We start from the raw sequence: 24,355 nt of genomic DNA on the forward strand, positions 1-24,355 counted from the left end.
CGGCGCTGAGCCTGTAGGACCCCGTATTCCGCGGGAACGGAGCCGGAGCGGCCGGTTCGGGGCGGGGAACCGGCTGTCCGTGGCGTAGGCGAGACTTGTCCCGTGTCATCGACAGACAAGAGCGCCCCGGCCCAGCCGTCCGCCGCCCCGCCCGCTCCGCCGGCCGCCCCGCCGGCCGCGCCACCCACGCCGCCGTCCGGTGCCGGTGGGGTCCGTATGCCCGGCTGGCTGCCGCGTGCGATGGTGCTGGCCCTTGCGCTCTATGCCTGCTTCCAGCTCAGCAGCTGGGCGTTCGACCAGCTCATCGGGTTGCTGACGAACGTGCTGATCGCGTTCTTCCTCGCGCTCGCCATCGAGCCCGCGGTCGGCCGGATGGCGAGTCGCGGCATACGCCGGGGGCTCGCCACGTTTCTCGTCTTCCTGGGCCTGACGATCTTCGGTGTCGGGTTCGTGGTGCTGCTGGGGTCGATGCTCGCGGGCCAGATCGTCGACATGGTCGACGAGTTCCCCAAGTACATCGACTCGGTGATCAACTGGGTCAATCAGACCTTCCACACCGAACTCTCCCGGGTCGAGGTCCAGGACAGCCTGCTGCACTCCGACTGGCTGCAGAAGTACGTCCAGAACAGCGCCACCGGAGTGCTCGACGTCTCCACCACGGTCATCGGCGGGCTGTTCCGGCTGCTGACGATCTTCCTGTTCTCGTTCTACTTCGCGGCAGACGGCCCCCGGCTCCGCCGCGCCCTGTGCTCCGTCCTGCCGCCGGCCCGGCAGACCGAGGTGCTGCGCGCCTGGGAGATCGCGGTCGACAAGACCGGCGGGTACATCTACTCGCGCGGCCTGATGGCATTGATCTCCGGTGTCGCGCACTACATCCTGCTGGTGATCCTCGAAGTGCCCTACGCCCCGGCGCTCGCGGTCTGGGTCGGACTCGTCTCGCAGTTCATCCCCACCATCGGCACGTATCTCGCGGGCGCCCTGCCCATGCTGATCGCCTTCACGGTCGACCCCTGGTACGCGCTGTGGGTGCTCGGCTTCGTGGTGATCTACCAACAGTTCGAGAACTACGTGCTCCAGCCCAAGCTGACCGCGAAGACCGTCGACATCCACCCCGCGGTCGCCTTCGGATCGGTCATCGCCGGCACGGCCCTGCTCGGCGCGGTCGGCGCGCTGGTCGCCATCCCGGCCATCGCCACGCTCCAGGCGTTCCTCGGCGCCTATGTGAAGCGGTACGACGTCACCGACGACCCGCGCGTGCACGGCGGAAGCAGCCGAGCGCCGGGGAGTCCGTTGACGTCGCGCATGAGCCGCCTGCTCAGAGGCCCCGGGGCCGTCGGCCGAGGGAGAGCGGAGGGCTCGTCGGACGGGCCGCGTCAGCGGTAGCCCGTCACGTCCGCCGGGAGGCCCGGGTCCTGGACCTCGGTCAGATAGCGCCAGGCGTCGGGCCGGTCCCCGTCCACATCGGTGAAGCCGTACACCTGGGCGAGCTGCCCGCTGGAGAGCGACCTGCCGTTCCACCGGGCCACCTCGGGATCGCCGGCGAGGGCGGCCACGGCACGGCCGACGTAGGCGGGTGACTCGGAGATCGCGAAGTGCGGCGCGTGCGCGACGGCGTCGCGCCAGGTGGCCTCGGTCACCCCGTGGGCCTGGAGCATGGCCTCCGACCGCAGCCACCCGGGCGTGAGCGCCACGGCCGTCGCGCCGTGCGGCGCGAGTTCATGGCCGAGGGCGAAGGCCATCCGGTTCACCGCGGCCTTCGCCAGGTCGTAGAAGAACGAGACGCGGTAGTGGGAGGCGTTGTACTCGTCCGTCCCGTCGGTCATCTCGACGACCAGCCCGCCCGGCGTCTCGATCAGCAGCGGCAGCGCGAAGTGACTGGTGATCGCGTGGGTGTCGACGGCCAGCCGCAGGGTGTGCAGTCCGGTGTCGAGGGACGACTCCCACACCGGCTTGTCCCACTCGATCTCCGCGCCCCAGATGTCGTTCACCAGGATGTGCAGGGCTCCCTGCTCGCTCGCGATCCGGGCCACGAGCGCCCTGACCCGGTCGGGGACCAGATGGTCGACCTGGACGGCGATCCCCCGTCCGCCCGCCGCGTCTACCAGGGCCGCGGTCTCCTCGATCGTCTCGGGCCGGTCCATCTCGGAGCGCTCGGAACCGCTGGTCCGGCCGGTCACGTACACGGTCGCCCCGGCGGCGCCGAGCTGGACGGCGATGCCTCTCCCGGCCCCGCGGGTCCCTCCGGCGACGAGCGCCACACGGCCGGCCAGGTCGGGCCCGGGGGGTTGCCCGCCGTGGGGTGTTCCGGGTTCCGTGGTCGCTCCCATACCGACTGAATATAGGGTGATACGCCCAGGTGTGCAGGCAGTCGGTGACTGTCAGGGCAGGACTCGGTAGGTCACATGGGTCACCGCGTCCGCCGCGCGTGTCTCCACCAGTTCGAGATCCAGTGGCGGTACGCCGTCGAAGAGGCGGGTGCCGGCGCCGAGCGTGAACGGCACGATGTGCAGCCGCAGCTCGTCGATCAGGCCCGCGGCGAGGTACTGGTTGACGGTCCGCGCGCCGCCGTGGACCGACACGTCGCGGTCTCCGGCGGCCTCGCGGGCCCGACGGAGCGCGGACTCGATCCCGTCGGTGACGAAGTGGAACGTGGTGCCGCCGTCCATCGGCTGCGGGTCGCGCGGGTGATGGGTGAGGACGAAGACGGGCGCGTGGTACGGGGGATTGTCGCCCCACCAGCCCTTCCACCGGCGGTCCCACGCGCCGCGTACGGGGCCGAACATGTTGCGGCCCATGATGAAGGCGCCGACCGTCTCCAGCCGGTCGAGCTCGGCCTGGCGCAGCTCCGGCGTCGCGAACATCCAGGAGTGCAGCCGGTCGCCCCAGCCGTCGCCGCCGTCGTCGCCGAACGGACGCTGCTCGCTCTGATCGAGCCCGGCCGAGTATCCGTCGAGGGAGATCGAGAGGTCGCAGGTCACCCTGCCTGAATGTCCGGTCATGATGCTGTCCTCCTGGGGCGACGGCCCGCCGCCTGCGTGGTGAACCGTCCGATGCCGCTGTCGGAGGGTGGACCGCCGAGGGCCCGGGAACTCATCGCGCCCCGTGTCGTGGCTCCCGCGTGGTGCGCTTGACACGGAAATCGAACATCCATTCTGATGAGATTCCGGCCGGGTTTTCCCGGGCCCGGCCGTGGAGTTGTCCACAGGTCGGGAGGACGTCGAGGCCCATTGTCAGTGGCAGGGGTTAGCGTCTTTCACGTGAAGCGATCGACTCAAGCAAATCGGGTGGAACCCATGGCAGGAACCGACCGCGAGAAGGCGCTGGACGCCGCGCTCGCACAGATTGAACGACAGTTCGGCAAGGGTGCGGTGATGCGCCTCGGTGAGCGGCCGAACGAGCCCATCGAGGTCATCCCCACGGGATCGACCGCCCTCGACGTCGCCCTCGGCGTCGGCGGCCTGCCGCGCGGCCGCGTGGTGGAGGTGTACGGACCGGAGTCCTCCGGTAAGACGACGCTGACGCTGCACGCCGTGGCGAACGCGCAGCGCCAGGGCGGCTCGGTGGCCTTCATCGACGCCGAACACGCCCTCGACCCCGAGTACGCGAAGAAGCTCGGCGTCGACATCGACAGCCTCATCCTGTCCCAGCCGGACAACGGTGAGCAGGCGCTGGAGATCACCGACATGCTGGTGCGCTCGGGCGCGCTGGACCTGATCGTCATCGACTCCGTGGCGGCCCTGGTGCCCCGTGCGGAGATCGAGGGCGAGATGGGCGACTCGCACGTGGGTCTCCAGGCCCGGCTGATGAGCCAGGCCCTCCGCAAGATCACCAGTGCGCTCAACCAGTCCAAGACCACCGCGATCTTCATCAACCAGCTCCGCGAGAAGATCGGCGTGATGTTCGGCTCCCCGGAGACCACCACCGGTGGCCGGGCGCTGAAGTTCTACGCCTCGGTGCGCCTCGACATCCGCCGGATCGAGACGCTGAAGGACGGCACCGACGCGGTCGGCAACCGCACCCGCGTCAAGGTCGTCAAGAACAAGGTCGCCCCGCCGTTCAAGCAGGCCGAGTTCGACATCCTCTACGGCCAGGGCATCAGCCGCGAGGGCGGACTGATCGACATGGGCGTGGAGCACGGCTTCGTCCGCAAGGCCGGCGCCTGGTACACGTACGAGGGCGACCAGCTCGGCCAGGGCAAGGAGAACGCCCGCAACTTCCTCAAGGACAACCCCGACCTCGCCAACGAGATCGAGAAGAAGATCCTGGAGAAGCTGGGCGTCGGTGTCCGCCCGGACGCCGACGCGGGCGAGCCCGGCGCGGACGCGACCCCGGCGGCCGACACGGCGGCGAAGCCCGCGGCCACCGCGACCACCAAGGCCAAGCCGGCCAAGACCGCGGCGGCCAAGAGCTAGGCCGTGACACGTCGTACGGAGTGGCCGGACAGCCCCGCCGAGTCGGGCGGCGATGCCGGAGCCGGTTACGGGCCCGACGCGTCCGCTGCCGCGCGGGGGGCGGCAGCGGACGACGCCGAGGCGCGGTCCGGGCGCCGCTCACGCGAGGGAGCGGGCGCCGGGAGCGGATTCGGCGAGGGAGCGGGCCGCCGTGCCCGCTCCGGCACCAGAAGCAGCGGCTCCCCCTCCTCGTCGAGGGCCGAGAAGGGGGAGCCGCGTGACCCGGTCGAGCAGGCGCGCAACATCTGTCTGCGACTGCTCACCGGGACACCGCGGACGCGTAAACAGCTCGCGGACGCCCTGCGCAAGCGGGAGATTCCGGACGAGGCGGCCGAGGAGGTGCTCGCCCGCTTCGAGGACGTCGGGCTGATCGACGACGCGGCGTTCGCCGGGGCCTGGGTGGAGTCCCGGCACCACGGCCGGGGGCTCGCGCGCCGCGCCCTCGTCCGTGAGCTGCGGACGAAGGGCGTGGACTCCGCCGTGATCGACGAGGCGGTCGGGCAGCTCGACCCGGACCAGGAGGAGGAGACGGCGCGCGAGCTCGTCGCCCGCAAGCTCCGCTCCACCCGGGGCCTGGACCGGGACAAGCGGCTGCGCCGCCTGGCCGGGATGCTCGCCCGCAAGGGATACGGGGAGGGCATGGCCCTGCGGGTGGTGCGTCAGGCGCTGGAGGAGGAGGGCGAGGACACGGAGGGCCTGGACGAGCCCTTCTGACACCGGTCCCCTGACGCGAGTCGTTGGCCGACGCTACGGTCCGGTCCGACGCTACTGTCCGGCCAGGGACGCGCGGCGGATGGTGGCGTCGAGGAGGGCCAGGGCGTCGGCGGCGGTGCGGCCGGGATGGCGGTTCCACGGGCCGATCAGCCCCGGCCACCCCTGCGCGCGCAGCTCCGTGATCAGCCAGGCGCCGGCCCGGTCCACGGTGTCGAGGGAGCCGTAGCCGAGGCGGTGCGCTGAAAGCATGGCGCCGCAGACACAGCGTGCGCCACGGGCGTTCCGCAGCCGGTACGGGGTGTTCTGCCAGCCCCACTCAACCAGGATCTGCCGTGCGTGGCCGAGATGGGCCGAAGGGCGCAGATCGCTCTGCCCGACCCGCCGCCAGAGGTGGACACGGTCGGGCAGCATCGCGCCCAGCCGTCCGGGCAGCGGACGCTGGTGCGGAGGCGGCGCGGGCAGGGACCGCACCGTGTCGTCGATCAGCCGGTCCACGGGTACGGACAGCAGGCTCCGCCAGTCGGAGGGCCGTGCGGGTACGGGGGTGGGTGCGGGGGCCGGGGAGAGCTCGGGAGCACTGTGCTCCCAGCCCGTGACGATCTGCTGCCACGCCTGAGTGTCGTGCAGCCGGGCGGCCTGGCCGTCGAGCTGGTCGGGGGTGAGGACAGCGGTCGCCATATGCGCTCATCTCCGTACATTTCGGTCCTCTGTGTGAGGCGAATGTCGGTCACGCGTGGCGATTGCTCCAGTGGAACGTGGCGTTCGAGTGTGTGGCAGCAGAGACCTGGCGCCCGGCACCTGAGCTCAGGTGCCGGGCGCCACGTGCCAAGGCACGCCCGTCAGGGGGACGGGTGACAGAGGGGCGGGCGTCAGATGGCGGCGACCGGGAGTCCCGCCGCGCGCCACGCCTGGAAGCCGCCGATCAGATCGGTGGCCCGGTGCAGTCCCAGCTGCCGCAGCGAGGCGACCGCGAGGCTGGAGGCGTATCCCTCGTTGCAGATGACGACGACCCGGAGGTCGTGGCCGACCGCCTCGGGCGCGCGGTGGCTGCCCTGCGGGTCGAGCCGCCATTCCAGCTCGTTGCGTTCGACGACCAGCGCGCCGGGGATCAGACCGTCCCGGTCGCGGAGTGCCGCGTACCGGATGTCCACGAGCAGAGCCCCGTCTTCCGCCGCCGCGGCGGCCTCGCGCGGGTCGATCCGGTCGTAACGGGCCCTGACCCGCTCCAGCAGCTCGTCGATGCCCACCGGACCAGGGGCGTCCGTGCTCCGGTTCTCGCTCACTGCCAGTCCCCGGGGCTCTCGGTCTGCTCCAGCCGAAGCACCGCACCGGTGCGGCTGAACCGGCGAATCCGCGGCAGCGGCGGGTAGTAGGCATGGACGGAGACCGCGTGCACGTCCTCGGACTCGTTGAGGACCTCGTGGACGTGGTTCTGCCCGAAGGCCCTGCCCTGACCGGTCGCCAGTTCCCTCGACCGGTCCACCCCGTCCGTCAGCTCCAGCGTCTTCCAGCCGTCGGTGGGCAACCGTACGGCCAGCGAGTGCTCCTTGAGGGCACCGGCCGCCGTAGTGAACGCGCCGATCGAGTCGGCGTGGTCGTGCCAGCCCGTACCGGTGCCGGGCGGCCAGCCGATCAGCCACGCCTCGCTGCCGCCGGGGCCGTCGAGCCGGATCCAGGTGCGGCCCTCCGGATCGAGGGGCAACGAGGCGATGAGCGCCTCGTTCCGGGCGGTGCGGCGGACGAACTCCAGCAGCTCCGCGATCGTCGGCGCGGCACCGCCGGAGGAGGCAGCAGAGGCAGCGGAGGAGGCAGCAGAGGCAGCGGAGGCGGAGGAGGAGACAGTGGAAGAAGTGGAAGAAGGAGAAGGCACCGAGCCGGCCGTGGGCACGGCGGAGTGAGCGGAAGACACGAGGACCGTCCTGAGAGTACGCGCGGGATCCCGGCCGTGCGGCAAGCGGCACGTACCGGCAGAGGAAGGCGATTCAGCAGGACGGGCGACACACGCAGCCCGCGTAACGGACGAGATCCATATGGACCCTCCGCCACAGGCGCACATCGGTGTCGGTCATGATCTGGAGTACACCACGCGTGCCCGTGACGGTCAATGTGCGTCCGCCGCGGAGGCACATGTGCGGCGGACGACGGACCACCGGTCAGCGGTGCCCGACGGTCCCCTCGGCGTGGACCCGCGCCCGCGTCCCCTTCTCGCCCCCGCTCTCCCGGCCGCCGCTCTTCCGGCCCCCGCTCTCCTCGTCCTCCTCCGCCGCGTGCTCCCGCCCGGCATCGGGCGCACCGCCCAGCGCGGCCTGCGCCGCCGTGAACAGCTCCGCAGGCCGTACGCCGCCGAAGGCCGCCACCAGATGCCCGTCCGGCCGGACCAGCAGGACGGTGTGGGCCGACGCCCCCGGATAGCTCTCGGTGACCAGCAGTTCCGTCGTACCGGGGAGCGCCGCCACGGCGTCCGTGAGGCGGGGCATGACTCCCGCGGTCTGCCAGTGCCGCCGGTCCCAGACACCGGTCCCCGGCGCGACCAGGATCACCAGCGGATGCCCCTGCCCGAGTCGCTCCCGCAGCCGGGTCGTCGTTCCGTCCGGCGCGGCCACCGTCACATCCACGACCGGCGCACCCGGGGGCGTACCGACAACGGTGTGCGCCTCGGCGTGCGGAGGTGAAAGGGGGGAGTGCGAGTACGAAGGGGGCGCACCCAGTGCTCCGCGGCCCAGATGGCCGTCGGCGAGCAGGGTGTCGTGACCGCGTGCGGCGCCCGGAACCAGGGTCCGCAGACCGCCCCCGCCGCGCAGTATCGGCAGCGACTGATCGGCGGCGCGCAACCGGGCGGCCACCGCGGCCCGTCGCTCCGCCTGGTAGCTGTCGAGCAACTGCTCGGCCGGGCCGTGGTGCCAGGCGTGGGCCAGCTTCCAGGCCAGGTTCTCGGCGTCCCGGATGCCCTCGTCGAGCCCCTGCGTGCCCAGAGCCCCCAGCAGGTGCGCCGCGTCCCCCGCCAGGAAGGCACGCTGCCTGCGCCAGCGCCGGGCGAGCCGGTGGTGGAGCGTGTGGACGCCGGTGTCCAGCAGTTCGTACGGAGGGGTCTCGCCGCACCAGCCGGCCAGCGTGTCCCGGATCCGGGTGATCACCGCTTCCGGGGTGACCAGTTCGCCGCGCGGCGGCAGCAGCCAGTCCAGTCGCCAGACGCCGTCCGGCAGCGGCCGGGCGGAGACCTCCTCGCCGCCGGTCCGCCACGGCGGCTGACGGTGCGACACGGCCTGGCCGGGCCAGGGCAGTTCGGCCCGCAGTGCGGCGACGGCATGCCGTTCCACCGCTGTACGACCGGGAAAGCGGATGTCGAGCAGCTTGCGCACGGTCGACCGGGCGCCGTCGCAGCCGACCAGATAACTCCCGCGCCACCAGGTCGATCCCGGCTCCCTGGTGTGCACCGTGATGCCGTCGCGGTCCTGCTCCAGGGTGTCGATCCGGCTCAGCGGCACCAGCCGGACCAGCGGTTCCTTGTCCACCGCCGCACGCAGCGCGGCGCTCAGCTCGTGCTGCGGCAGGTGCAGCGGTGCGGGAAGGAGCCCGGGAAGCGGCTCACCGTCCTCGTCCGGCCGGGCCCTGCCCAGCGGCATCTCCCGGACCAGCTGCTTCCGGCGCATCGAACGCCAGCCCGTCCAGCGCAGCCCGACCCGGTCCAGCTCCCGGCAGCCGAGGCGGTCCACCAGGTCCGCGGTGTCCTCGCGCAGCACGACCGTGCGGGCGGGCCGGGGCTCCTCCGCGCCGGGGCCCTCGTCGAGGAGGACCGACGGGACGCCCTGGGCGGCGAGGGACAGCGACAGCGTCAGGCCGACGGGCCCGGCGCCGACGACGATCACCGGGTCCACAGCGCGTACCCTCCGGCCCTGACGGTCATGCGGAACGTGGCAGTGGTAGCCGGGTGCGTGATCACAGAACGTATGCAACCCACTGGTGGTGCTTGCGTCAAGTGACCGAGGCAGCGACGCGTGCGCCGCTGCCTCGAATGCTCCTGCCGGGAGGGGCCGGCAAGGCCCCGGGGAGGTCAGTCCTTCGTCACTGCGGCCCCAGCGGCACCGCCGTCCGTCGGGCCTGCGCCCCCTGCGCCCCCCTCCCTCGGGCCGGGAATGTCCTCGGCCGTGGGGATGTCGGCGGTCTGGACGCCGGGCGCCACCTTGATGCCGGTCTTGGCCCGGCGGCCGCGCTTCTCGATCCACGTCGCCAGCGCCGAGAGCAGCAGACACATCGCGATGTAGATCGTGCCGATGACGACGATCGTCGAGACGTACGGGTACTGGCCGTTCACCTGGGTGTTGGAGGCGATCAGACGCGCGGTCTGGAGCAGCTCCGGGTACAGGATGATGAAGCCGAGCGAGGTGTCCTTGAGGGTCACCACGAGCTGGCTGATGATCGTCGGCAGCATCGACCGGATCGCCTGCGGCATCAGGACGGTCGTCATGACCTGGGTCTTGCTCATGCCGAGGGCGTACGCGGCCTCGCTCTGGCCCGTGGGCACCGAGTTGATACCGGCCCGCAGCACCTCGGCCTGGACGCAGCCGTTGTAGACGGAGAGGCCCGCCGCCAGCGCCCACATCGAGTGATCGGTGAGGAAGCCGACCCAGATCGCGTAGATGGTGATCAGCAGCGGCAGCGAGCGGAACAGCTCGATGAACGTGGTCGCCACCCAGCGGATCGGCTTGTGGTCGGAGAGCCGGCCCACCGCCAGGAGGACGCCGAGGACCAGCGAGCCGACCGCGGCGAGACCGAACGCCTTGAGGGTCGCGAGCACCGCGTCGGCGATGTTCTGCCGGATGCCCGCGTAGTTGAAGATGTCCCACATCTCGGGGGCGAGGTGCCCCTTGTCGGCCAGCCGCAGGATGCTGACGACGATCAGCGCCACGATGGCGAGGCTGCCGACGACGGCGTAGATCCGGTTGCGGACGACGGCCTTGGGGCCCGGGGCGTCGTAAAGAACGCTGGCGCTCATCGGGCGACCTCCATGCGACGCTCCAGCAGCCGGAAGAGACCGCTGATGGTAAAGGTGATGATCAGGTACCCGATGGCCACCCAGATGAAGACGGGGACGATGTCGTAGCCCTTGTCACTCATGAGCTTCTGCCAGCCGAACAGTTCGGCGTTGCTGAAGGCACCGGCGATCGCGGAGTTCTTCGTCAGGGCGATGAAGATGCTGCTCAGCGGCGGGATCACCGTGCGCGTGGCCTGGGGGAGCACCACGATCTGCAGGGTCTGGGCGAACGTCATACCGATCGAGCGCGCGGCCTCCGCCTGCCCCAGCGGCACGGTGTTGATACCGGAGCGGACCGCCTCGCAGACGAAGGACGAGGTGTAGAAACCGAGGGCCAGGGAGCCGAGGACGAACGGGCTCATCCCCGGGAAGAGGATCTCCGGCACGACGAAGAAGAAGATCAGGAAGAGCAGCGTCAGCGGGGTGTTGCGCATCAGCGTGACCCACGCGGTGCCGAAGTACCGCAGCGGCGGCACCGGCGAGACGCGGAATCCGGCGACGACGACACCGAGAACCAGGGCGATAAGCGAGCTGACGGCGGTGATCGACACAGTTCCTATGAAGCCGTCGCGGAACGCTGGGAAATTGTCGAGCAGTACGTTCATGAGGTCTCCGCGTCGGCGGTCATCGGCATCGGGGCAGGGGAAGGAGCGCCCCGTACGACCGCCGTCCCCGGGGAGAGGGGTACGGCGGCGGCGTACGGGACGCCTGGGTCACTCGCGGGGCGCCGTGACGGGTGTCGGCGCTCGGGCACCGGGAGGTGCCGGGCGCCCGACGGTGCCGGGCGCCCGAGGGCGTCAGTAACGCTCGATGGCCGGCGGGTCGACGTAGTCCGAGCCGGACAGGCCGAGGGTGGCCTCGTAGATCTTCTTGTACGTGCCGTCCTTCACGCGGTCCTCCAGCGACTTGCTGATGGCCTCGCGGAGCACCTTGTCGTCCTTGTTCAGGCCGATGCCGTAGGGCTCGTCGGTGAACGGCTTGCCGACGACCTTGAGCTTGCCCTTGTTGGCGGCGGCGTAGCCCTTGAGGATCGAGTCGTCCGTGGTGACGGCGTCGACCTGCTTGGTCAGCAGCTGCTGCACGCAGTCGGAGTACTTGGCCAGCTCGACGACGCTCGCGCCGTACTCCGGCTTCTTGATCTCCTGGAGCGGCGTGGAGCCGACGATCGAGCAGACCTTCTTGCCCTTCACCGACTCCTTGCCGGTGATCGCCGTCTCGTCCTTGCGCACCAGGAGGTCCGCGCCGGCCTTGTAGTACGGACCGGCGAAGCCGACCTGCTTCTTGCGCTCGTCGTTGATCGTGTAGGTGCCGACGTAGTAGTCGACCTGGCCCTTGGAGATGGCCGTCTCACGGACACCGGAGTCGACGGTCTTCCACTCGATCTGCTTCTCCGAGAAGCCGAGGTCGGCGGCGACCATCTTGGCGAGCTCGATGTCGAAGCCCGAGCGCTCCTTGGTCGACTGGTCCTCGAAGCCGAGGTACGGCTGGTCGGCCTTGGCGCCGATGATCAGCTTGCCGCGCTCCTTGGCCTTCTTGAAGACCGGGGAGTCCAGGTCGACACCGGTGGCCGCGGTGTAGGTGGGGAGCGCGGGGGCGTCGGAGGAACCCGGCTTCGTGCCGCCCGGTTTGTCACCGGCGGAACCCTCCTTGCCACCACACGCGGTCGCGGTCAGGGCGAGGACGGCGATGGCCGCCACGGCGGCGGACTTGCGGAGCTTCATGTGAACAATCCTTAGGTCGTAGGTCGTTGTCGTCAGTGGTGAAGGATCTTCGACAGGAAGTCCTTGGCCCGGTCGCTGCGCGGATTGCTGAAGAACTGCTCGGGCGCCGCCTCTTCGACGATCTTCCCGTCCGCCATGAACACGACGCGGTTGGCGGCGGACCGGGCGAAGCCCATCTCGTGGGTGACGACGATCATCGTCATCCCGTCCCGGGCCAGCTGCTGCATGACTTCGAGGACCTCGTTGATCATCTCCGGGTCGAGCGCCGACGTGGGCTCGTCGAAGAGCATGACCTTCGGGTCCATCGCCAACGCCCGTGCGATCGCGACGCGTTGCTGCTGACCACCGGAGAGCTGCGCCGGGTACTTGTCGGCCTGTACGCCTACGCCCACCCGGTCGAGCAGGGTCCGGGCCTTCTCCTCCGCGGCCTTCTTGTCTGCCTTGCGGACCTTGATCTGGCCCAGCATGACGTTCTCCAGCACCGTCTTGTGTGCGAAGAGATTGAACGACTGGAAGACCATGCCCACGTCGGCACGCAGCCTGGCCAGCTCCTTGCCCTCCTGGGGCAGGGGCTTGCCGTCGATCGAGATCGCTCCCGAATCGACCGTCTCCAAGCGGTTGATCGTGCGGCACAGCGTGGACTTGCCGGACCCGGAAGGCCCGATGACGACCACGACCTCGCCCCGGGCGATGGTCAGGTCGATGTCCTGGAGCACATGCAGCGCGCCGAAGTGCTTGTTGACGTTGCTCAGTACGACCAGGTCGTTCGCCGCGGGCGCGGCATCCTCGGCGTCCTTGGTCACTGAAACTCCGCTCATCGGCTTCTTGCTCCGTCCTCCTCGGTTGAACAAGGACCCTAATGACGCAGTGCGACCAACGTCATTACATCTGAGCGGAAATTGAGCATAACGATCCGGCGGCAACCGGACACTCCGCGTGAACAGGACGCCCGGCGCCGCCCCGGGGCGTACCGGGTGCATAACGGAAACCCCGCTGTAACCGGCAGACTCTTGACTGGTGAGCCGTTCATCGGCGTGGATGCCTTGAGCGAGGTCGACGCGAAGCATCGATGAACGGAAGATCACGACAAGGGTCCTCCGGATGAAGCAGGGTGAAACGCGGGACAACACCCGGTGACAGCGTGCAACGGTTGCACAGATGAGCCCGAGGAGCCGGACGGCCCCGGGGGAGACGGAGGGAGGGTCATGAGACTGCTGCTCGTCGAGGACGACGACCATGTCGCGGCGGCCCTGTCCGCCGTGCTCGCCCGGCACGGATTCCAGGTCGTGCACGCCCGCAACGGCGAAGAGGCCCTGCGCGCGCTGCTGCCCGCCGAGAAGGAGCCCTTCGGGGTGATCCTCCTCGACCTCGGCCTGCCCGACCAGGACGGCTACGAGGTGTGCGGCAAGATCCGCAAGCGCACCGCGACCCCCGTGATCATGGTCACCGCCCGCGCCGACGTGCGCTCGCGCATCCACGGCCTCAACCTCGGCGCCGACGACTACGTCACCAAGCCCTACGACACCGGCGAACTGCTCGCCCGTATCCACGCGGTCGCCCGGCGCACGTCGAGCGGCGAGGACACCGCACCGACCCCCGTCGCCGCCCTGCGCCTCGGGCCGGTCGCCATCGAGCTGCCCACCCGCCGGGTCAGCATCGACGGTGAGGAAGTCCAGCTCACCCGCAAGGAGTTCGACCTGCTGGCCCTCCTCGCCCAGCGCCCCGGCGTCGTCTTCCGCCGTGAGCAGATCATCAGCGAGGTCTGGCGCACCAGCTGGGAGGGGACCGGACGCACCCTGGAGGTCCACGTCGCCTCCCTGCGCTCCAAGCTGCGGCTGCCCACCCTGATCGAGACCGTGCGGGGCGTCGGCTACCGGCTCGTCGCGCCGTCCGCGTAACCGAACGGGTACGTTTCCCCGGTGCGCTCCCGCCTGCTCCCGCTGCTCATCGTCCTGATGGCCGCAGTCCTGGTCACCCTCGGCTTCCCGCTCTCGATCAGCGTGGCCGCCGCCGAGCAGCAGCGCCTGGTCATCGACCGGATCGACGACACCGCGCGGTTCGCCGCCCTGGCCCAGGCCATCACCGACACCTCCCCGGACAGCGAGGAGCGCCGCCGCACCCTCCAGACCGACCTGGAGGTCTACGCCTCGGTGTACGACATCCGCGCCGGCGTCTTCTTCCAGGACGACCGGGCCCTGGCCAAGGCCCCCGGCTTCTGGGCCCTGCCCGCCGAGGGGGAGGGGCGCACAGCCTTCGACGAGGCGCTGCTCGGCCGCCGCTCGCACGACCCGCCGCAGGTCTGGCCCTGGCAGGACGGGCGCGTCGTCGTCGCCTCGCCCGTGGTGCGCGACGGTGACGTGGTCGCCGTGGTCGTCATCGACTCGCCCACCGGCGAGATGCGCTCCCGGATCCTGCGGACCTGGCTGCTCATCGGCCTCGGCGAGGCACTCGCCCTGCTGGTCGCGGTCGCCGCGGCGGTCCGGCTCACCGGCTGGGTCCTGCTGCCCGTACGGACCCTGGACGCGGCCACCCGCGACATCGCCGGGGGCCGCATGCGCTCCCGCGTCGCCGCCTCCGCCGGGCCGCCGGAACTCCGGCACCTGGCCCGCTCCTTCAACGAGATGGCGGACAACGTCGAGGACGTGCTGGAGCAGCAGCGCGCCTTCGTCGCCGACGCCTCGCACCAGCTGCGCAACCCGCTCGCCGCCCTGCTGCTGCGCATCGAGCTCCTCGCCCTGGAGCTGCCCGAGGACAGCGAGGAGATCGCGGCCGTCCGCACCGAGGGCAAGCGGCTGGCCCGGGTCCTCGACGACCTCCTGGACCTCGCGCTGGCCGAGCACGCCGAGGCGGACCTCCAGCTCATCGACATCGTCCCGCTCACCGCCGAGCGGGTCGCCTCCTGGCGGCCGATGGCGGACCGGGAGGGCGTGCGGCTCACCCTGGAAGGCGCCCCGGCGGCCACCGCCTGGGCCGACCCCGTGGCGCTCTCCAGCGCCCTGGACGCGGTGATCGACAACGCCCTGAAGTTCACCCCGGCCGGAGAGGACGTCACCGTCTCCGTCGCCGCCGGAACCCGTACGGCGACCGTCGTGGTCGCCGACCGGGGCCCCGGTCTCACCGAAGCGGAACTGGAACGCGTCGGGGACCGCTTCTGGCGCAGCACCCGCCACCAGAACGTCAGCGGATCGGGGCTGGGCCTCTCCATCTCCCGGGTGCTGCTCGCGGCGGGCGGCGGCTCGATCGCGTACGAGCACCACGCACCGCACGGCCTGCGGGTGACCGTCTCACTGCCCCGCGAACGCCAGGGCGGCTGAGCCGGCAGCCCTCCGCGTCAAGAGACCCCGCGCCCCCGCCGAGGGGCGGTCACGGCTTCACCGAGCGGTACGCCGCGGGCTGGTCACGGCTTCACCGAGCGGTAGTAGTCCTTGGCCCCTTCGTGCACGTCCAGCGGATCCGTGTAGATCGCCGTCCGCAGGTCCACCAGCTGCGCCGCGTGGACCTCACGCCCGATCCGGTCCCGGCTGTTGATCACCGTCCGGGTGAAGGCCTCGGTCATGCCCGCGTCCGTACGGTCCGTCGTGACGAGCAGATTGGCGACGGCGACCGTGGGCACCGACTGGCCCTGCTGGGCCTCCGGATAGGCGTCGGCGGGCATCATGGCCGACCGGTAGAACCGGGTGGGGCCGGTCGCCGCCTGCAGCTTCGCGACCAGGTCGGCCTCCAGCGGCACCAGCCGGATGTCGAAGCGCTCCGACAGCTCCTGCACGGCGGCGGTCGGCAGCCCGCCCGACCAGAAGAAGGCGTCCAGCTGTCCCTGCGTCAGCCGTACGGGCATGGTGTCGATCCCCACCGGCACCGGGGTGATGTCGTCGGCCGGATCGAGGCCCGCCGCCTTCAGCAGCCGGTCCGCGACCAGCCGCACCCCGGAACCCTCCTGGCCGACGCCCACCCGCTTGCCCCGCAGATCCGAGGCGCTGCGGACGTCGGAGTCGCGGGGGACGACCAGCTGGACGTAGTCGTCGTACAGCCGGACGCAGCCGCGCAGCCGCTGGGCGCCCTGCCTGCCGTCGCGCAGATAGGTGGCCACGGCGTCGGCCGTGGCGATGGTGAAGTCCGCCTCGCCCGTCGCCACCCGGGCGAGGTTCTGCTGCGACCCCTCGCTGGTCCGCAGCCGTATGGCCACCTCCGGCATGTCCTTGGCGAGTGCGTCCTCCAGCCGCTCCCCGTAACGCTGGTAGACGCCGCTGGGCACTCCGGTGGAGAAGGTGAGCGGGCCGCTCGGGTCCCCCTCGTCCCCCTGGGGCAGAAGCCACCACGCGAGCAGCCCGAGCACGACCGCGAGGACGGCGCCCGTCTGCAGGGTGCGCCGGCGGCCGAATCGGGACAGAGCGTGGTGCATGCGCGCGATCCTGCCAGCTCAACCGCCCCCCTGGCCAGGCTCGCCCGTGAGGCCCGCCCCACAGCGGGCGGGCAGGGAGCAAGGGGCAGGGATACGGGGCAGGAGGGGCACCGCCCGGCAACCGCCTACCCTTGTCCCATGAGCAGCGGCAACCGGAGCGAAGCAGTGGACGTCCAGAAGAGCTACGAGGTGCGCACCTACGGGTGCCAGATGAACGTCCACGACTCCGAACGGCTGTCGGGTCTCCTGGAGGGCGCCGGTTACGTCCGCGCCCCCGAGGGCTCCGACGGCGACGCCGACGTCGTCGTCTTCAACACCTGCGCGGTGCGGGAGAACGCCGACAACAAGCTGTACGGGAACCTCGGCCGCCTCGCGCCCATGAAGACCAAACGCCCCGGGATGCAGATCGCCGTCGGCGGCTGCCTCGCGCAGAAGGACCGCGACACCATCGTCAAACGGGCCCCCTGGGTCGACGTCGTCTTCGGTACGCACAACATCGGCAAGCTGCCCGTCCTCCTGGAGCGCGCCCGCATCCAGGAAGAGGCGCAGATCGAGATCGCCGAGTCCCTGGAAGCTTTCCCCTCCACGCTCCCCACCCGCCGCGAGTCCGCCTACGCCGCGTGGGTCTCCATCTCCGTCGGCTGCAACAACACCTGCACCTTCTGCATCGTCCCGGCGCTGCGCGGCAAGGAGAAGGACCGCCGTACCGGCGACATCCTGGCCGAGATCGAGGCCCTGGTCGCCGAGGGCGTCTCCGAGATCACCCTCCTCGGCCAGAACGTCAACGCGTACGGCTCCGACATCGGCGACCGCGAGGCCTTCTCCAAGCTGCTGCGTGCCTGCGGAAAGATCGAGGGCCTGGAGCGCGTCCGCTTCACCTCACCGCACCCCCGCGACTTCACCGACGACGTCATCGCCGCCATGGCCGAGACGCCCAACGTGATGCCGCAGCTCCACATGCCGATGCAGTCCGGTTCCGACAGCATCCTGAAGGCGATGCGCCGCTCCTACCGCCAGGAGCGCTTCCTCGGGATCATCGAGAAGGTCCGCGCCGCCATGCCGGACGCCGCCATCTCCACCGACATCATCGTGGGCTTCCCCGGCGAGACCGAGGAGGACTTCGAGCAGACGATGCACGCCGTCCGCGAGGCCCGCTTCGCCAACGCGTTCACCTTCCAGTACTCCAAGCGCCCCGGGACCCCGGCTGCCGACATGGACGGCCAGATCCCCAAGGAGGTCGTCCAGGAGCGGTACATGCGCCTGTCGGCCCTCCAGGAGCAGATCTCCTGGGACGAGAACAAGAAGCAGGTCGGCCGCACCCTGGACGTCATGGTCGCCGAGGGCGAGGGCCGCAAGGACGGCGCCACGCAGCGGCTCTCCGGCCGCGCCCCCGACAACCGCCTGGTCCACTTCACGCAGCCCGAGCAGGCCGTGCGCCCGGGCGACGTGGTGACCGTCGAGATCACCTACGCCGCCCCGCACCACCTGCTCGCCGAGGGCACGCCGCTCGCCGTACGGTCCACCCGCGCGGGCGACGCCTGGGAGAAGCGCACCACCGAAGCCGCCGCGAAGCCCGCCGGAGTGATGCTGGGCCTCCCCGGCATCGGCGCCCCGGACCCGCTCCCGGCCGCCACGGCCCCGGCCTGCGGCATCGGCTGAGGGCTCGGGGGCGGGCGCGGCTCCCGGGGTCGGCCGTCGGTCTCCCGGTCCGGGTCGGCCTCCACCGAGCGGCCGACCCCGACCGGGAGACCGACGGCACCGTGCGGCCGACCGGCTCGCGGCCGTCGGCAAGTACGCTGACCGGCATGCTTGTCGCCGCAGCCGTCTGCCCCTGTCCGCCGCTCCTGGTGCCCGAGGTCGCCGCCGGGGCCGCCCCCGAGCTGGACGCCGCGCGTGACGCGTGCCTCGACGCGGTGGGCGTGCTCGCCGCCGCGCGACCGGACCTGCTCGTCGTCGTGGGGCCCGGCGACGAGCCGTCCGAGCCGGGCGAGCACCCGACCGTCGGGCCCTACCCGCCCGGCGCGCACGGCACCTTCCGGGGCGTCGGCGTGGACCTCGACGTGACGCTCGGCCACGCGCCCGACGACGCCACGACTGCGGGCCGTCCGCTGCCCCAGTCCCTCACGGTGGGCGCCTGGCTGCTGGGCCGGGCCCACTGGACGGGCGCCCCCGTCGAAGGGCTCGCCCTTCTGTCGACCGCGGCCCCGGAGGACTGCGCGGAGGCCGGCCGTGCCGTCGCCGGACGCGCCGACCGGGTCGCGCTCCTGGTGATGGGCGACGGCAGCGCCTGCCGCACCCTCAAGGCGCCCGGCTACCTCGACGACCGGGCCGCCGCGTTCGACGCCCGGGCCACCGAGGCGCTCGGCTCCGCGGACCTCGACGCCATCGCCGCGCTCGACGCCGCACTGGCCCATGAGCTCAAGGCGGCCGGACGGGCACCCTGGCAGCTGCTCGGCGGCGCCGCGCGGGACGCCGGGCTCGCCGGACGGCTGCTGTACGAGGACGCCCCGTACGGCGTCGGCTACACCGTCGCAGCCTGGTCCTGAAGGAACCGGTTCCGGCCGGTCCGGTGCTGAACAGACCGTCCCGGCCGGTCCGGCCCAGATCGGACCGGCGGCGGACAGCCCGGCCCAGAACGGACCGGCGGCGGGCCCGGCGCGCTCGGCTCCGGACCCGCCGCCTGGGTGGGACGACGGTTACGTCAGGACGCGGGCGGCGGAGGAGGCGTGTTGCCGGGGCCGCCGGGGGTGCTCCCGGGCGTACCCGGGGCACCGGGGGTTCCGGGCGTGCCGCCGTCCTTCTGGCCCAGCTTGTCCACGGCCTCCTTGGCCTTGCGCGTACCCGAATCGATCTTGTCGCTGTACTTGCCCTTGGTCTTCTGGTCGACCGTGCGCGCGGCCTTGTCGAGGCCCTGCTCGATCTTGCCCCCGTGCTGCTGCGCGAGGTCGCCGACCTTCTCCTTGGCAGGCCCCAGCTTGGCCTTCAGGTTGTCCAGGAACCCCATTGGGTCACCTTCCGTGCAGTGTGGAGGACTGTCGTCGCGGGAGCGTTCTCCCGCCCCCATTGTCCGTCACCTGTCCGTTCCTGCCGTTTTTACTCCTCCGATGGCGCCACCCGGCGTGTTCGGGAGGGCCCGGACTTTTTGGGAGACTGTCCCGGTGACCCCTCCCCACCCCACCCCCCGCGTCATCACCGTCGTAGGCCCCACAGCGGCCGGAAAATCGGATCTGGGGGTCTTTCTCGCCCAGCGGCTCGGCGGCGAGGTGATCAACGCCGACTCCATGCAGCTCTACCGGGGGATGGACATCGGCACGGCGAAGCTGACGCTCCCCGAGCGCGACGGCGTGCCGCACCGGCTGCTGGACATCTGGGACGTCACCGAGGCCGCCAGCGTCGCCGAATACCAGCGCCTGGCCCGCCTGGAGATCGACCGGCTGCTCGCCGAGGGGCGCACTCCCATCCTGGTCGGCGGCTCCGGGCTGTATGTGAAGGGCGCCATCGACGCCCTGGAGTTCCCCGGTACGGACCCCGAGGTGCGCGCCCGCCTCGAAGCGGAGCTGGCCGAGGGCGGCTCCGGCGTCCTGCACGCACGGCTCGCCGCCGCCGACCCGGAAGCCGCCCGGTCCATCCTGGCGAGCAACGGCCGCCGCATCGTCCGCGCCCTCGAGGTCATCGAGATCACCGGCAAGCCCTTCACCGCCAATCTCCCCGGCGACGAGCCGGTCTACGACGCCGTACAGATCGGCGTCGACGTGGACCGCCCCGAACTGGACGAGCGCATCGCCCTGCGGGTCGACCGGATGTGGGAGGCCGGACTGGTGGACGAGGTGCGCGCCCTGGAGATGTCCGGGCTGCGCGAGGGCCTCACCGCCTCACGGGCCCTCGGCTACCAGCAGATCCTCGCGGCGCTCGCGGGGGAGTGCACCGAGGACGAGGCGCGGGCCGAGACCGTGCGCGCCACCAAGCGCTTCGCCCGCCGTCAGGATTCGTGGTTCCGCCGCGACCCGCGTGTCGTGTGGCTCGGCGGCGGGGACCGCGACCGGGGGGAACTCCCGCACCGGGCACTGACGTTGGTCGAACGAGCGGTCACAGCCTGATCACGTGATGGCATCGGGAAGCTCCGCCCGTCAATTCGGCGCCCGTGACCGTGCCATCATCGAGCATCGATCCAGTGGAGTCCGAGTTGGGAGGGCGCGTGGCGATGGAGGCCGGCCCTCGCGACACGGAGCAGCGCGACACAGAGCACGAGGTGCCGTCACCGCGGGAGACCGCGGGACGGCTGAGCCCCGACGGGCCCGACGAGCAGGACGTGACCCCCGAGGTCGAGGTCGAGCTGCGGCCCACCCGCAAGCTGCGGATCTGGCAGCTCGCCCCCATCGTCATGCTGGCCGCGGTCGGCTCGCTGATGTTCGCCTTCCCGCTCGCCTTCGAGTTCGGCGACGGTGGTGCCATCGTCGCCATGCTGGGGCTCCTGATCAGCTGCTGCGCGGCCGGCTGGGGCATGATGGCGGCCCGCCGCGTGGGTCACACCTGGCCCGGACTGCCCTCCCGGGGCTCGGGCGACCGGCCGGACTGGCGGGTGATCGCGCTGTACGCCGTGACCGGCCTCGCTCTGGTCGCCCTCGCCGTCTGGCGCGTGGCCCGGCTGCGCTGACGGCCGCGGACCCGCGCGACGAGCCCTCGGCGCCCCGGACGGCGAAGCCGATCACGGGGGTCCGCCGGAGCGGATTGTCGGCGCCGCCTCGTACAGTGGGCGTGTGAGCACCTCGCAGATCGCCTTCCTCAAGGGTCACGGCACCGAGAACGACTTCGTGATCGTCCCGGACCCGGACAACACCCTCACGCTGCCCGCCGCCCTCGTCGCCCGGCTCTGCGACCGCCGGGCCGGTATCGGCGGCGACGGACTGCTCCACGTCGTGCGGTCCGCCGCGCACCCCGAGGCGCGGTCCATGGCGGAGACGGCCGAGTGGTTCATGGACTACCGCAACGCGGACGGCTCGATCGCCGAGATGTGCGGCAACGGCGTGCGTGTCTTCGCGCACTACCTCCAGCGCGCCGGCCTCGTCGAGGAGGGCGACCTGACCGTCGCCACCCGGGGCGGCCCCAAGCGGGTGCACCTCGCCAAGAACGGCGACATCACGGTCTCCATGGGACAGGCCCTGCTGCCCGATGCGGGCGTCACGGTCAGCGTCGACGGCCGCAGCTGGCCCGCCCGCAACGTCAACATGGGCAACCCCCACGCCGTCGCGTTCGTCGACGACCTGGACCACGCGGGCGATCTGTTCACCGCCCCGCCCTTCACCCCCGAGGCGGTCTACCCGGAAGGCGTCAACGTCGAGTTCGTCGTCGACCGGGGCCCGCGCCACGTCGGCATGCGCGTCCACGAGCGCGGCTCCGGCGAGACCCGCTCCTGCGGCACCGGAGCCTGCGCGGTCGCCGTCGCCGCCGCCCGCCGGGACGGCGCCGACCCCGCCGTGACCGGACTCCCCGTCACGTACCGGGTGGATCTCCCCGGTGGCACCCTCGTCATCACCGAGCACCCCGACGGTGCGGTCGAGATGACCGGCCCCGCCGTGATCGTCGCCGAAGGCGTCATCGACCCGGCCTGGCTCGAAACCGCCTGAGCGATGGCTCGACGCTTTCCCCGGGGCGGCTCAGCGGCCTCCGGGACGGTGCTCGCTCGAAACGGTGATCGGTCCGGGCTTCGCTCGAATGGGTGATCCGTTTCACGCTGGGCGAGAGCTGGACTGCGCCACGTGGTGGGCTCGATAGCATCAAGCACCGGCCCCGAGGCGCATCCAGCCCTCGCCCCGCCGGTCGAGTCGCCGGAGGTGCCCATGAGTGCAGAGGCCGCCGATCCGGGCGCCCCCCTTCGCAGGCGGAGCCGCCCCCGGATCGATCTGCGCAGACTGGGCCGGGTGGCACTGCGCGGCCCGGTCTCCCGCGACCGGCTGCCCGACGCCATCAGCCATGTCGCCGAGGCGCACCGCGCCCACCACCCCGACGCCGACCTCACCATCCTGCGCCGGGCCTACGTCCTCGCGGAGTCCTCGCACCGCGGCCAGATGCGCAAGAGCGGCGAGCCGTACATCACGCATCCGCTCGCCGTGACGCTGATCCTTGCCGAGCTGGGCGCGGAGACCACCACCCTCACTGCCTCCCTGCTCCACGACACCGTCGAGGACACGGAAGTGACGCTCGATCAGGTCAAGGAGAAGTTCGGCGACGAGGTCTGCTATCTCGTCGACGGGGTCACCAAACTGGAGAAGGTCGACTACGGCGCCGCCGCCGAACCGGAGACCTTCCGCAAGATGCTCGTCGCCACCGGCAACGACGTCCGGGTCATGTCCATCAAGCTCGCGGACCGGCTGCACAACATGCGCACCCTCGGGGTGATGCGCCCCGAGAAGCAGGCCCGGATCGCCAAGGTCACCCGGGACGTCCTCATCCCGCTCGCCGAACGGCTCGGCGTACAGGCGCTCAAGACCGAGCTGGAGGACCTGGTCTTCGCGATCCTGCACCCCGAGGAGTACGAGGAGACCCGCGCCCTCATCGCCGCGGCGAAGAGCCCGGACGACCCGCTCGAAACCATCGCCGACAACGTGACGCACACCCTGCGCGACGCGGGCATCAGTGCCGAAGTCCTCATCAGGCCACGCCACTTCGTCTCCGTGCACCGGGTCCGCAGGAAACGCGGCGAACTGCGCGGCACCGACTTCGGACGGCTGCTCGTCCTGGTCGGCGAGGACGCCGACTGCTACGCCGTCCTCGGTGAACTGCACACCTGCTTCACCCCGGTGATCTCCGAGTTCAAGGACTTCATCGCCGCCCCCAAGTTCAACCTCTACCAGTCGCTGCACACCGCCGTCGTCGGCCCCGGAGGAGCCGTCGCCGAAGTCCTCATCCGTACGCACCGGATGCACAAGGTCGCCGAGGCGGGAGTCGTCGCGCTGGGCAACCCGTACGCCCAGGACCCCGCCGCACCGCCGCAGAGCCAGCCGTCCGACGAGCGCGCCGACCCGACCCGGCCCGGCTGGCTCTCCCGGCTGCTGGACTGGCAGGAGTCCGCCACCGACCCCGACACCTTCTGGACCACCCTGCGCGACGACCTCGCCCAGGACCGCGAGATCACCGTCTTCCGCACCGACGGCGGCACCCTCGGGCTGCCCGCCGGGGCCAGCTGCGTCGACGCCGCCTATTCCCAGTACGGCGACAGGGCCCACACCGCCATCGGCGCCCGGGTCAACGGCCGCCTCGCCACCCTGAGCACCGTCCTCAGCGACGGCGACACCGTGCAGCTGCTGCTCGCCCAGGACACCGCCTCCGGCCCCTCGCCCGACTGGCTCGACCACGCGCGCACCCCCGCCGCCCGGATCGCGATCACCGGCTGGTTCACCGACCACCCGGACGGGGCGAAGCCCGACCCGGAGACCGCCGGGGCGGCCTCGCCCGGCGCTCAGAGCGAGCCCTCCTCGGAACGCGAGGCTCCGGGGGCTGCCGCTCCGGCCCGCAGCCGGTCAGGTCCTCGCCCCACGGGCGTCGTCGTGGACGACCCGAACGCGCAGGTGCGCCTGGCCGGCTGCTGTACGCCGGTGCCCCCCGACGAGCTGACCGGCTTCGTCGTCCGGGGCGGCGCGGTCACCGTGCACCGCCGGGAGTGCCCCGCCGTCACCGCGATGCAGGAGATCGGCCGGGCGCCGGTCGGGGCCCACTGGGCGGTCGGGGAGGGCCGGGAGTCCGACGCGGGCTGCCGGGTCACCCTGGTCGCCGAATCGTTCGGCCGCCCTCACCTCCTCGCCGACCTCACCGAGGCCATCGCCACCGCCGACGCGGCGATCGTCTCCGCCACCGTGGAACCGCCCAGCGAGCAGCGGGTCCGCCACACCTACACCCTCAGGCTCCCTGACGCCGCCGGTCTTCCCGGCCTGATGCGCGCCATGCGCGACGTCGCCGGGGTCTACGACGTCAGCCGCGCCCAGCACCCGGCCCCGACGGGCTGAGCGGCACCCGAAACGGCCGCCCGACGGGCCGCCCCACC

24 protein-coding genes are annotated in these 24,355 nt (G+C 71.5%); 11 read left to right on the forward strand and 13 right to left on the reverse strand.

The features are described 5' to 3' along the window. Nucleotides 1–216: 216 nt before the first annotated feature. The gene (locus IE140_RS13760) at nucleotides 217–1,383 is read left to right on the forward strand and encodes an AI-2E family transporter (protein WP_093445153.1); all 1,167 of its coding nucleotides are present in this window, start codon (nucleotides 217–219) and stop codon (nucleotides 1,381–1,383) included. Here the strand turns inward: IE140_RS13760 and IE140_RS13765 are convergent. After that, on the reverse strand, nucleotides 1,374–2,258 hold the full coding sequence (locus tag IE140_RS13765) for an SDR family oxidoreductase (protein ID WP_010072349.1): 885 nt from the start codon (nucleotides 2,256–2,258) through the stop codon (nucleotides 1,374–1,376). The two genes, IE140_RS13760 and IE140_RS13765, sit on opposite strands and share 10 nt — an antisense overlap. Nucleotides 2,259–2,378: 120 nt before the next feature. Then, entirely contained in the window at nucleotides 2,379–2,999 is a 621-nt protein-coding gene (locus IE140_RS13770) for a dihydrofolate reductase family protein (RefSeq protein ID WP_100564865.1), read from the reverse strand. Nucleotides 3,000–3,293: 294 nt separating this feature from the next. Here IE140_RS13770 and recA point away from each other — a divergent pair, with 294 nt between their 5' ends. Continuing rightward, nucleotides 3,294–4,412 carry a recombinase RecA gene (recA, locus tag IE140_RS13775; protein ID WP_100564867.1) on the forward strand — a complete coding sequence of 373 codons (1,119 nt, stop codon included), beginning with the start codon at nucleotides 3,294–3,296 and terminating at the stop codon, nucleotides 4,410–4,412. Nucleotides 4,413–4,415: 3 nt separating this feature from the next. Beyond that, nucleotides 4,416–5,165: a recombination regulator RecX gene (gene recX / locus IE140_RS13780; RefSeq protein ID WP_150197127.1), complete on the forward strand. Its 750-nt coding sequence runs from the start codon at nucleotides 4,416–4,418 to the stop codon at nucleotides 5,163–5,165. A 51-nt stretch (nucleotides 5,166–5,216) separates the two neighbouring features. Here recX and IE140_RS13785 read toward each other — a convergent pair whose 3' ends face one another. The 9 genes from IE140_RS13785 to IE140_RS13820 all read right to left on the reverse strand — a co-directional run bounded on the left by IE140_RS13785 (nucleotide 5,217) and on the right by IE140_RS13820 (nucleotide 12,736). Continuing rightward, entirely contained in the window at nucleotides 5,217–5,843 is a 627-nt protein-coding gene (locus tag IE140_RS13785) for a DUF6197 family protein (RefSeq protein WP_006128031.1), read from the reverse strand. Nucleotides 5,844–6,034: 191 nt separating this feature from the next. Further along, entirely contained in the window at nucleotides 6,035–6,448 is a 414-nt protein-coding gene (locus tag IE140_RS13790) for a rhodanese-like domain-containing protein (protein WP_150195831.1), read from the reverse strand. After that, nucleotides 6,445–7,074: a cupin domain-containing protein gene (locus IE140_RS13795; protein ID WP_150195833.1), complete on the reverse strand. Its 630-nt coding sequence runs from the start codon at nucleotides 7,072–7,074 to the stop codon at nucleotides 6,445–6,447. The genes IE140_RS13790 and IE140_RS13795 overlap by 4 nt, the downstream gene beginning before the upstream one ends. A 73-nt stretch (nucleotides 7,075–7,147) precedes the next feature. Then, the gene (locus tag IE140_RS36590) at nucleotides 7,148–7,294 is read right to left on the reverse strand and encodes a putative leader peptide (RefSeq protein WP_366385032.1); all 147 of its coding nucleotides are present in this window, start codon (nucleotides 7,292–7,294) and stop codon (nucleotides 7,148–7,150) included. A gap of 24 nt (nucleotides 7,295–7,318) precedes the next feature. Next, nucleotides 7,319–9,040 carry an FAD-dependent monooxygenase gene (locus IE140_RS13800; protein WP_150195835.1) on the reverse strand — a complete coding sequence of 574 codons (1,722 nt, stop codon included), beginning with the start codon at nucleotides 9,038–9,040 and terminating at the stop codon, nucleotides 7,319–7,321. A gap of 176 nt (nucleotides 9,041–9,216) precedes the next feature. Beyond that, the gene (locus tag IE140_RS13805; RefSeq protein ID WP_150195837.1) at nucleotides 9,217–10,158 is read right to left on the reverse strand and encodes an amino acid ABC transporter permease; all 942 of its coding nucleotides are present in this window, start codon (nucleotides 10,156–10,158) and stop codon (nucleotides 9,217–9,219) included. Then, nucleotides 10,155–10,802 (reverse strand): amino acid ABC transporter permease, encoded by a 648-nt coding sequence (locus IE140_RS13810; RefSeq protein ID WP_006128036.1) that lies wholly within the window; start codon nucleotides 10,800–10,802, stop codon nucleotides 10,155–10,157. The genes IE140_RS13805 and IE140_RS13810 overlap by 4 nt, the downstream gene beginning before the upstream one ends. A gap of 192 nt (nucleotides 10,803–10,994) precedes the next feature. Continuing rightward, nucleotides 10,995–11,918: a glutamate ABC transporter substrate-binding protein gene (locus IE140_RS13815; RefSeq protein ID WP_032769476.1), complete on the reverse strand. Its 924-nt coding sequence runs from the start codon at nucleotides 11,916–11,918 to the stop codon at nucleotides 10,995–10,997. Nucleotides 11,919–11,950: 32 nt separating this feature from the next. After that, nucleotides 11,951–12,736, reverse strand: coding sequence for an amino acid ABC transporter ATP-binding protein (locus IE140_RS13820; protein ID WP_032769482.1), 786 nt, complete (start codon nucleotides 12,734–12,736; stop codon nucleotides 11,951–11,953). 387 nt (nucleotides 12,737–13,123) lie between these two features. On the opposite strand from IE140_RS13820, the gene IE140_RS13825 reads away from it, so the two are divergent. Together IE140_RS13825 and IE140_RS13830 are read left to right on the forward strand one after the other, a co-directional pair. Next, nucleotides 13,124–13,816 (forward strand): response regulator transcription factor, encoded by a 693-nt coding sequence (locus IE140_RS13825; RefSeq protein ID WP_032769484.1) that lies wholly within the window; start codon nucleotides 13,124–13,126, stop codon nucleotides 13,814–13,816. Nucleotides 13,817–13,837: 21 nt separating this feature from the next. After that, nucleotides 13,838–15,232 (forward strand): sensor histidine kinase, encoded by a 1,395-nt coding sequence (locus IE140_RS13830; protein WP_150195839.1) that lies wholly within the window; start codon nucleotides 13,838–13,840, stop codon nucleotides 15,230–15,232. Nucleotides 15,233–15,315: 83 nt separating this feature from the next. Here IE140_RS13830 and IE140_RS13835 read toward each other — a convergent pair whose 3' ends face one another. Continuing rightward, the gene (locus IE140_RS13835; protein WP_150195841.1) at nucleotides 15,316–16,317 is read right to left on the reverse strand and encodes a TAXI family TRAP transporter solute-binding subunit; all 1,002 of its coding nucleotides are present in this window, start codon (nucleotides 16,315–16,317) and stop codon (nucleotides 15,316–15,318) included. A gap of 138 nt (nucleotides 16,318–16,455) precedes the next feature. On the opposite strand from IE140_RS13835, the gene miaB reads away from it, so the two are divergent. Beyond that, complete coding sequence (miaB, locus tag IE140_RS13840; RefSeq protein WP_006128043.1) at nucleotides 16,456–17,976, forward strand: tRNA (N6-isopentenyl adenosine(37)-C2)-methylthiotransferase MiaB; 1,521 nt, start codon at nucleotides 16,456–16,458, stop codon at nucleotides 17,974–17,976. A gap of 146 nt (nucleotides 17,977–18,122) precedes the next feature. After that, complete coding sequence (locus IE140_RS13845) at nucleotides 18,123–18,863, forward strand: class III extradiol dioxygenase subunit B-like domain-containing protein (RefSeq protein ID WP_150195843.1); 741 nt, start codon at nucleotides 18,123–18,125, stop codon at nucleotides 18,861–18,863. A gap of 155 nt (nucleotides 18,864–19,018) precedes the next feature. Here the strand turns inward: IE140_RS13845 and IE140_RS13850 are convergent, their stop codons facing one another. Then, on the reverse strand, nucleotides 19,019–19,321 hold the full coding sequence (locus tag IE140_RS13850) for an antitoxin (protein WP_032769491.1): 303 nt from the start codon (nucleotides 19,319–19,321) through the stop codon (nucleotides 19,019–19,021). Nucleotides 19,322–19,475: 154 nt separating this feature from the next. Here IE140_RS13850 and miaA point away from each other — a divergent pair, with 154 nt between their 5' ends. The 4 genes from miaA (at nucleotide 19,476) to IE140_RS13870 (ending at nucleotide 24,317) form a co-directional block, all read left to right on the forward strand. Further along, on the forward strand, nucleotides 19,476–20,414 hold the full coding sequence (miaA, locus tag IE140_RS13855) for a tRNA (adenosine(37)-N6)-dimethylallyltransferase MiaA (RefSeq protein WP_109180331.1): 939 nt from the start codon (nucleotides 19,476–19,478) through the stop codon (nucleotides 20,412–20,414). Between the two features lie 104 nt (nucleotides 20,415–20,518). After that, nucleotides 20,519–20,971: a hypothetical protein gene (locus IE140_RS13860; RefSeq protein WP_030715963.1), complete on the forward strand. Its 453-nt coding sequence runs from the start codon at nucleotides 20,519–20,521 to the stop codon at nucleotides 20,969–20,971. A gap of 103 nt (nucleotides 20,972–21,074) precedes the next feature. Further along, the gene (gene dapF / locus IE140_RS13865; protein WP_150195845.1) at nucleotides 21,075–21,941 is read left to right on the forward strand and encodes a diaminopimelate epimerase; all 867 of its coding nucleotides are present in this window, start codon (nucleotides 21,075–21,077) and stop codon (nucleotides 21,939–21,941) included. A gap of 213 nt (nucleotides 21,942–22,154) precedes the next feature. Continuing rightward, the gene (locus IE140_RS13870; RefSeq protein ID WP_150195847.1) at nucleotides 22,155–24,317 is read left to right on the forward strand and encodes a RelA/SpoT family protein; all 2,163 of its coding nucleotides are present in this window, start codon (nucleotides 22,155–22,157) and stop codon (nucleotides 24,315–24,317) included. The last annotated feature ends 38 nt before the right edge of the window (nucleotides 24,318–24,355 follow it).

Source organism: Streptomyces parvus (genome assembly GCF_014648875.1).
In the GTDB taxonomy this organism is placed as follows: domain Bacteria; phylum Actinomycetota; class Actinomycetes; order Streptomycetales; family Streptomycetaceae; genus Streptomyces; species Streptomyces parvus.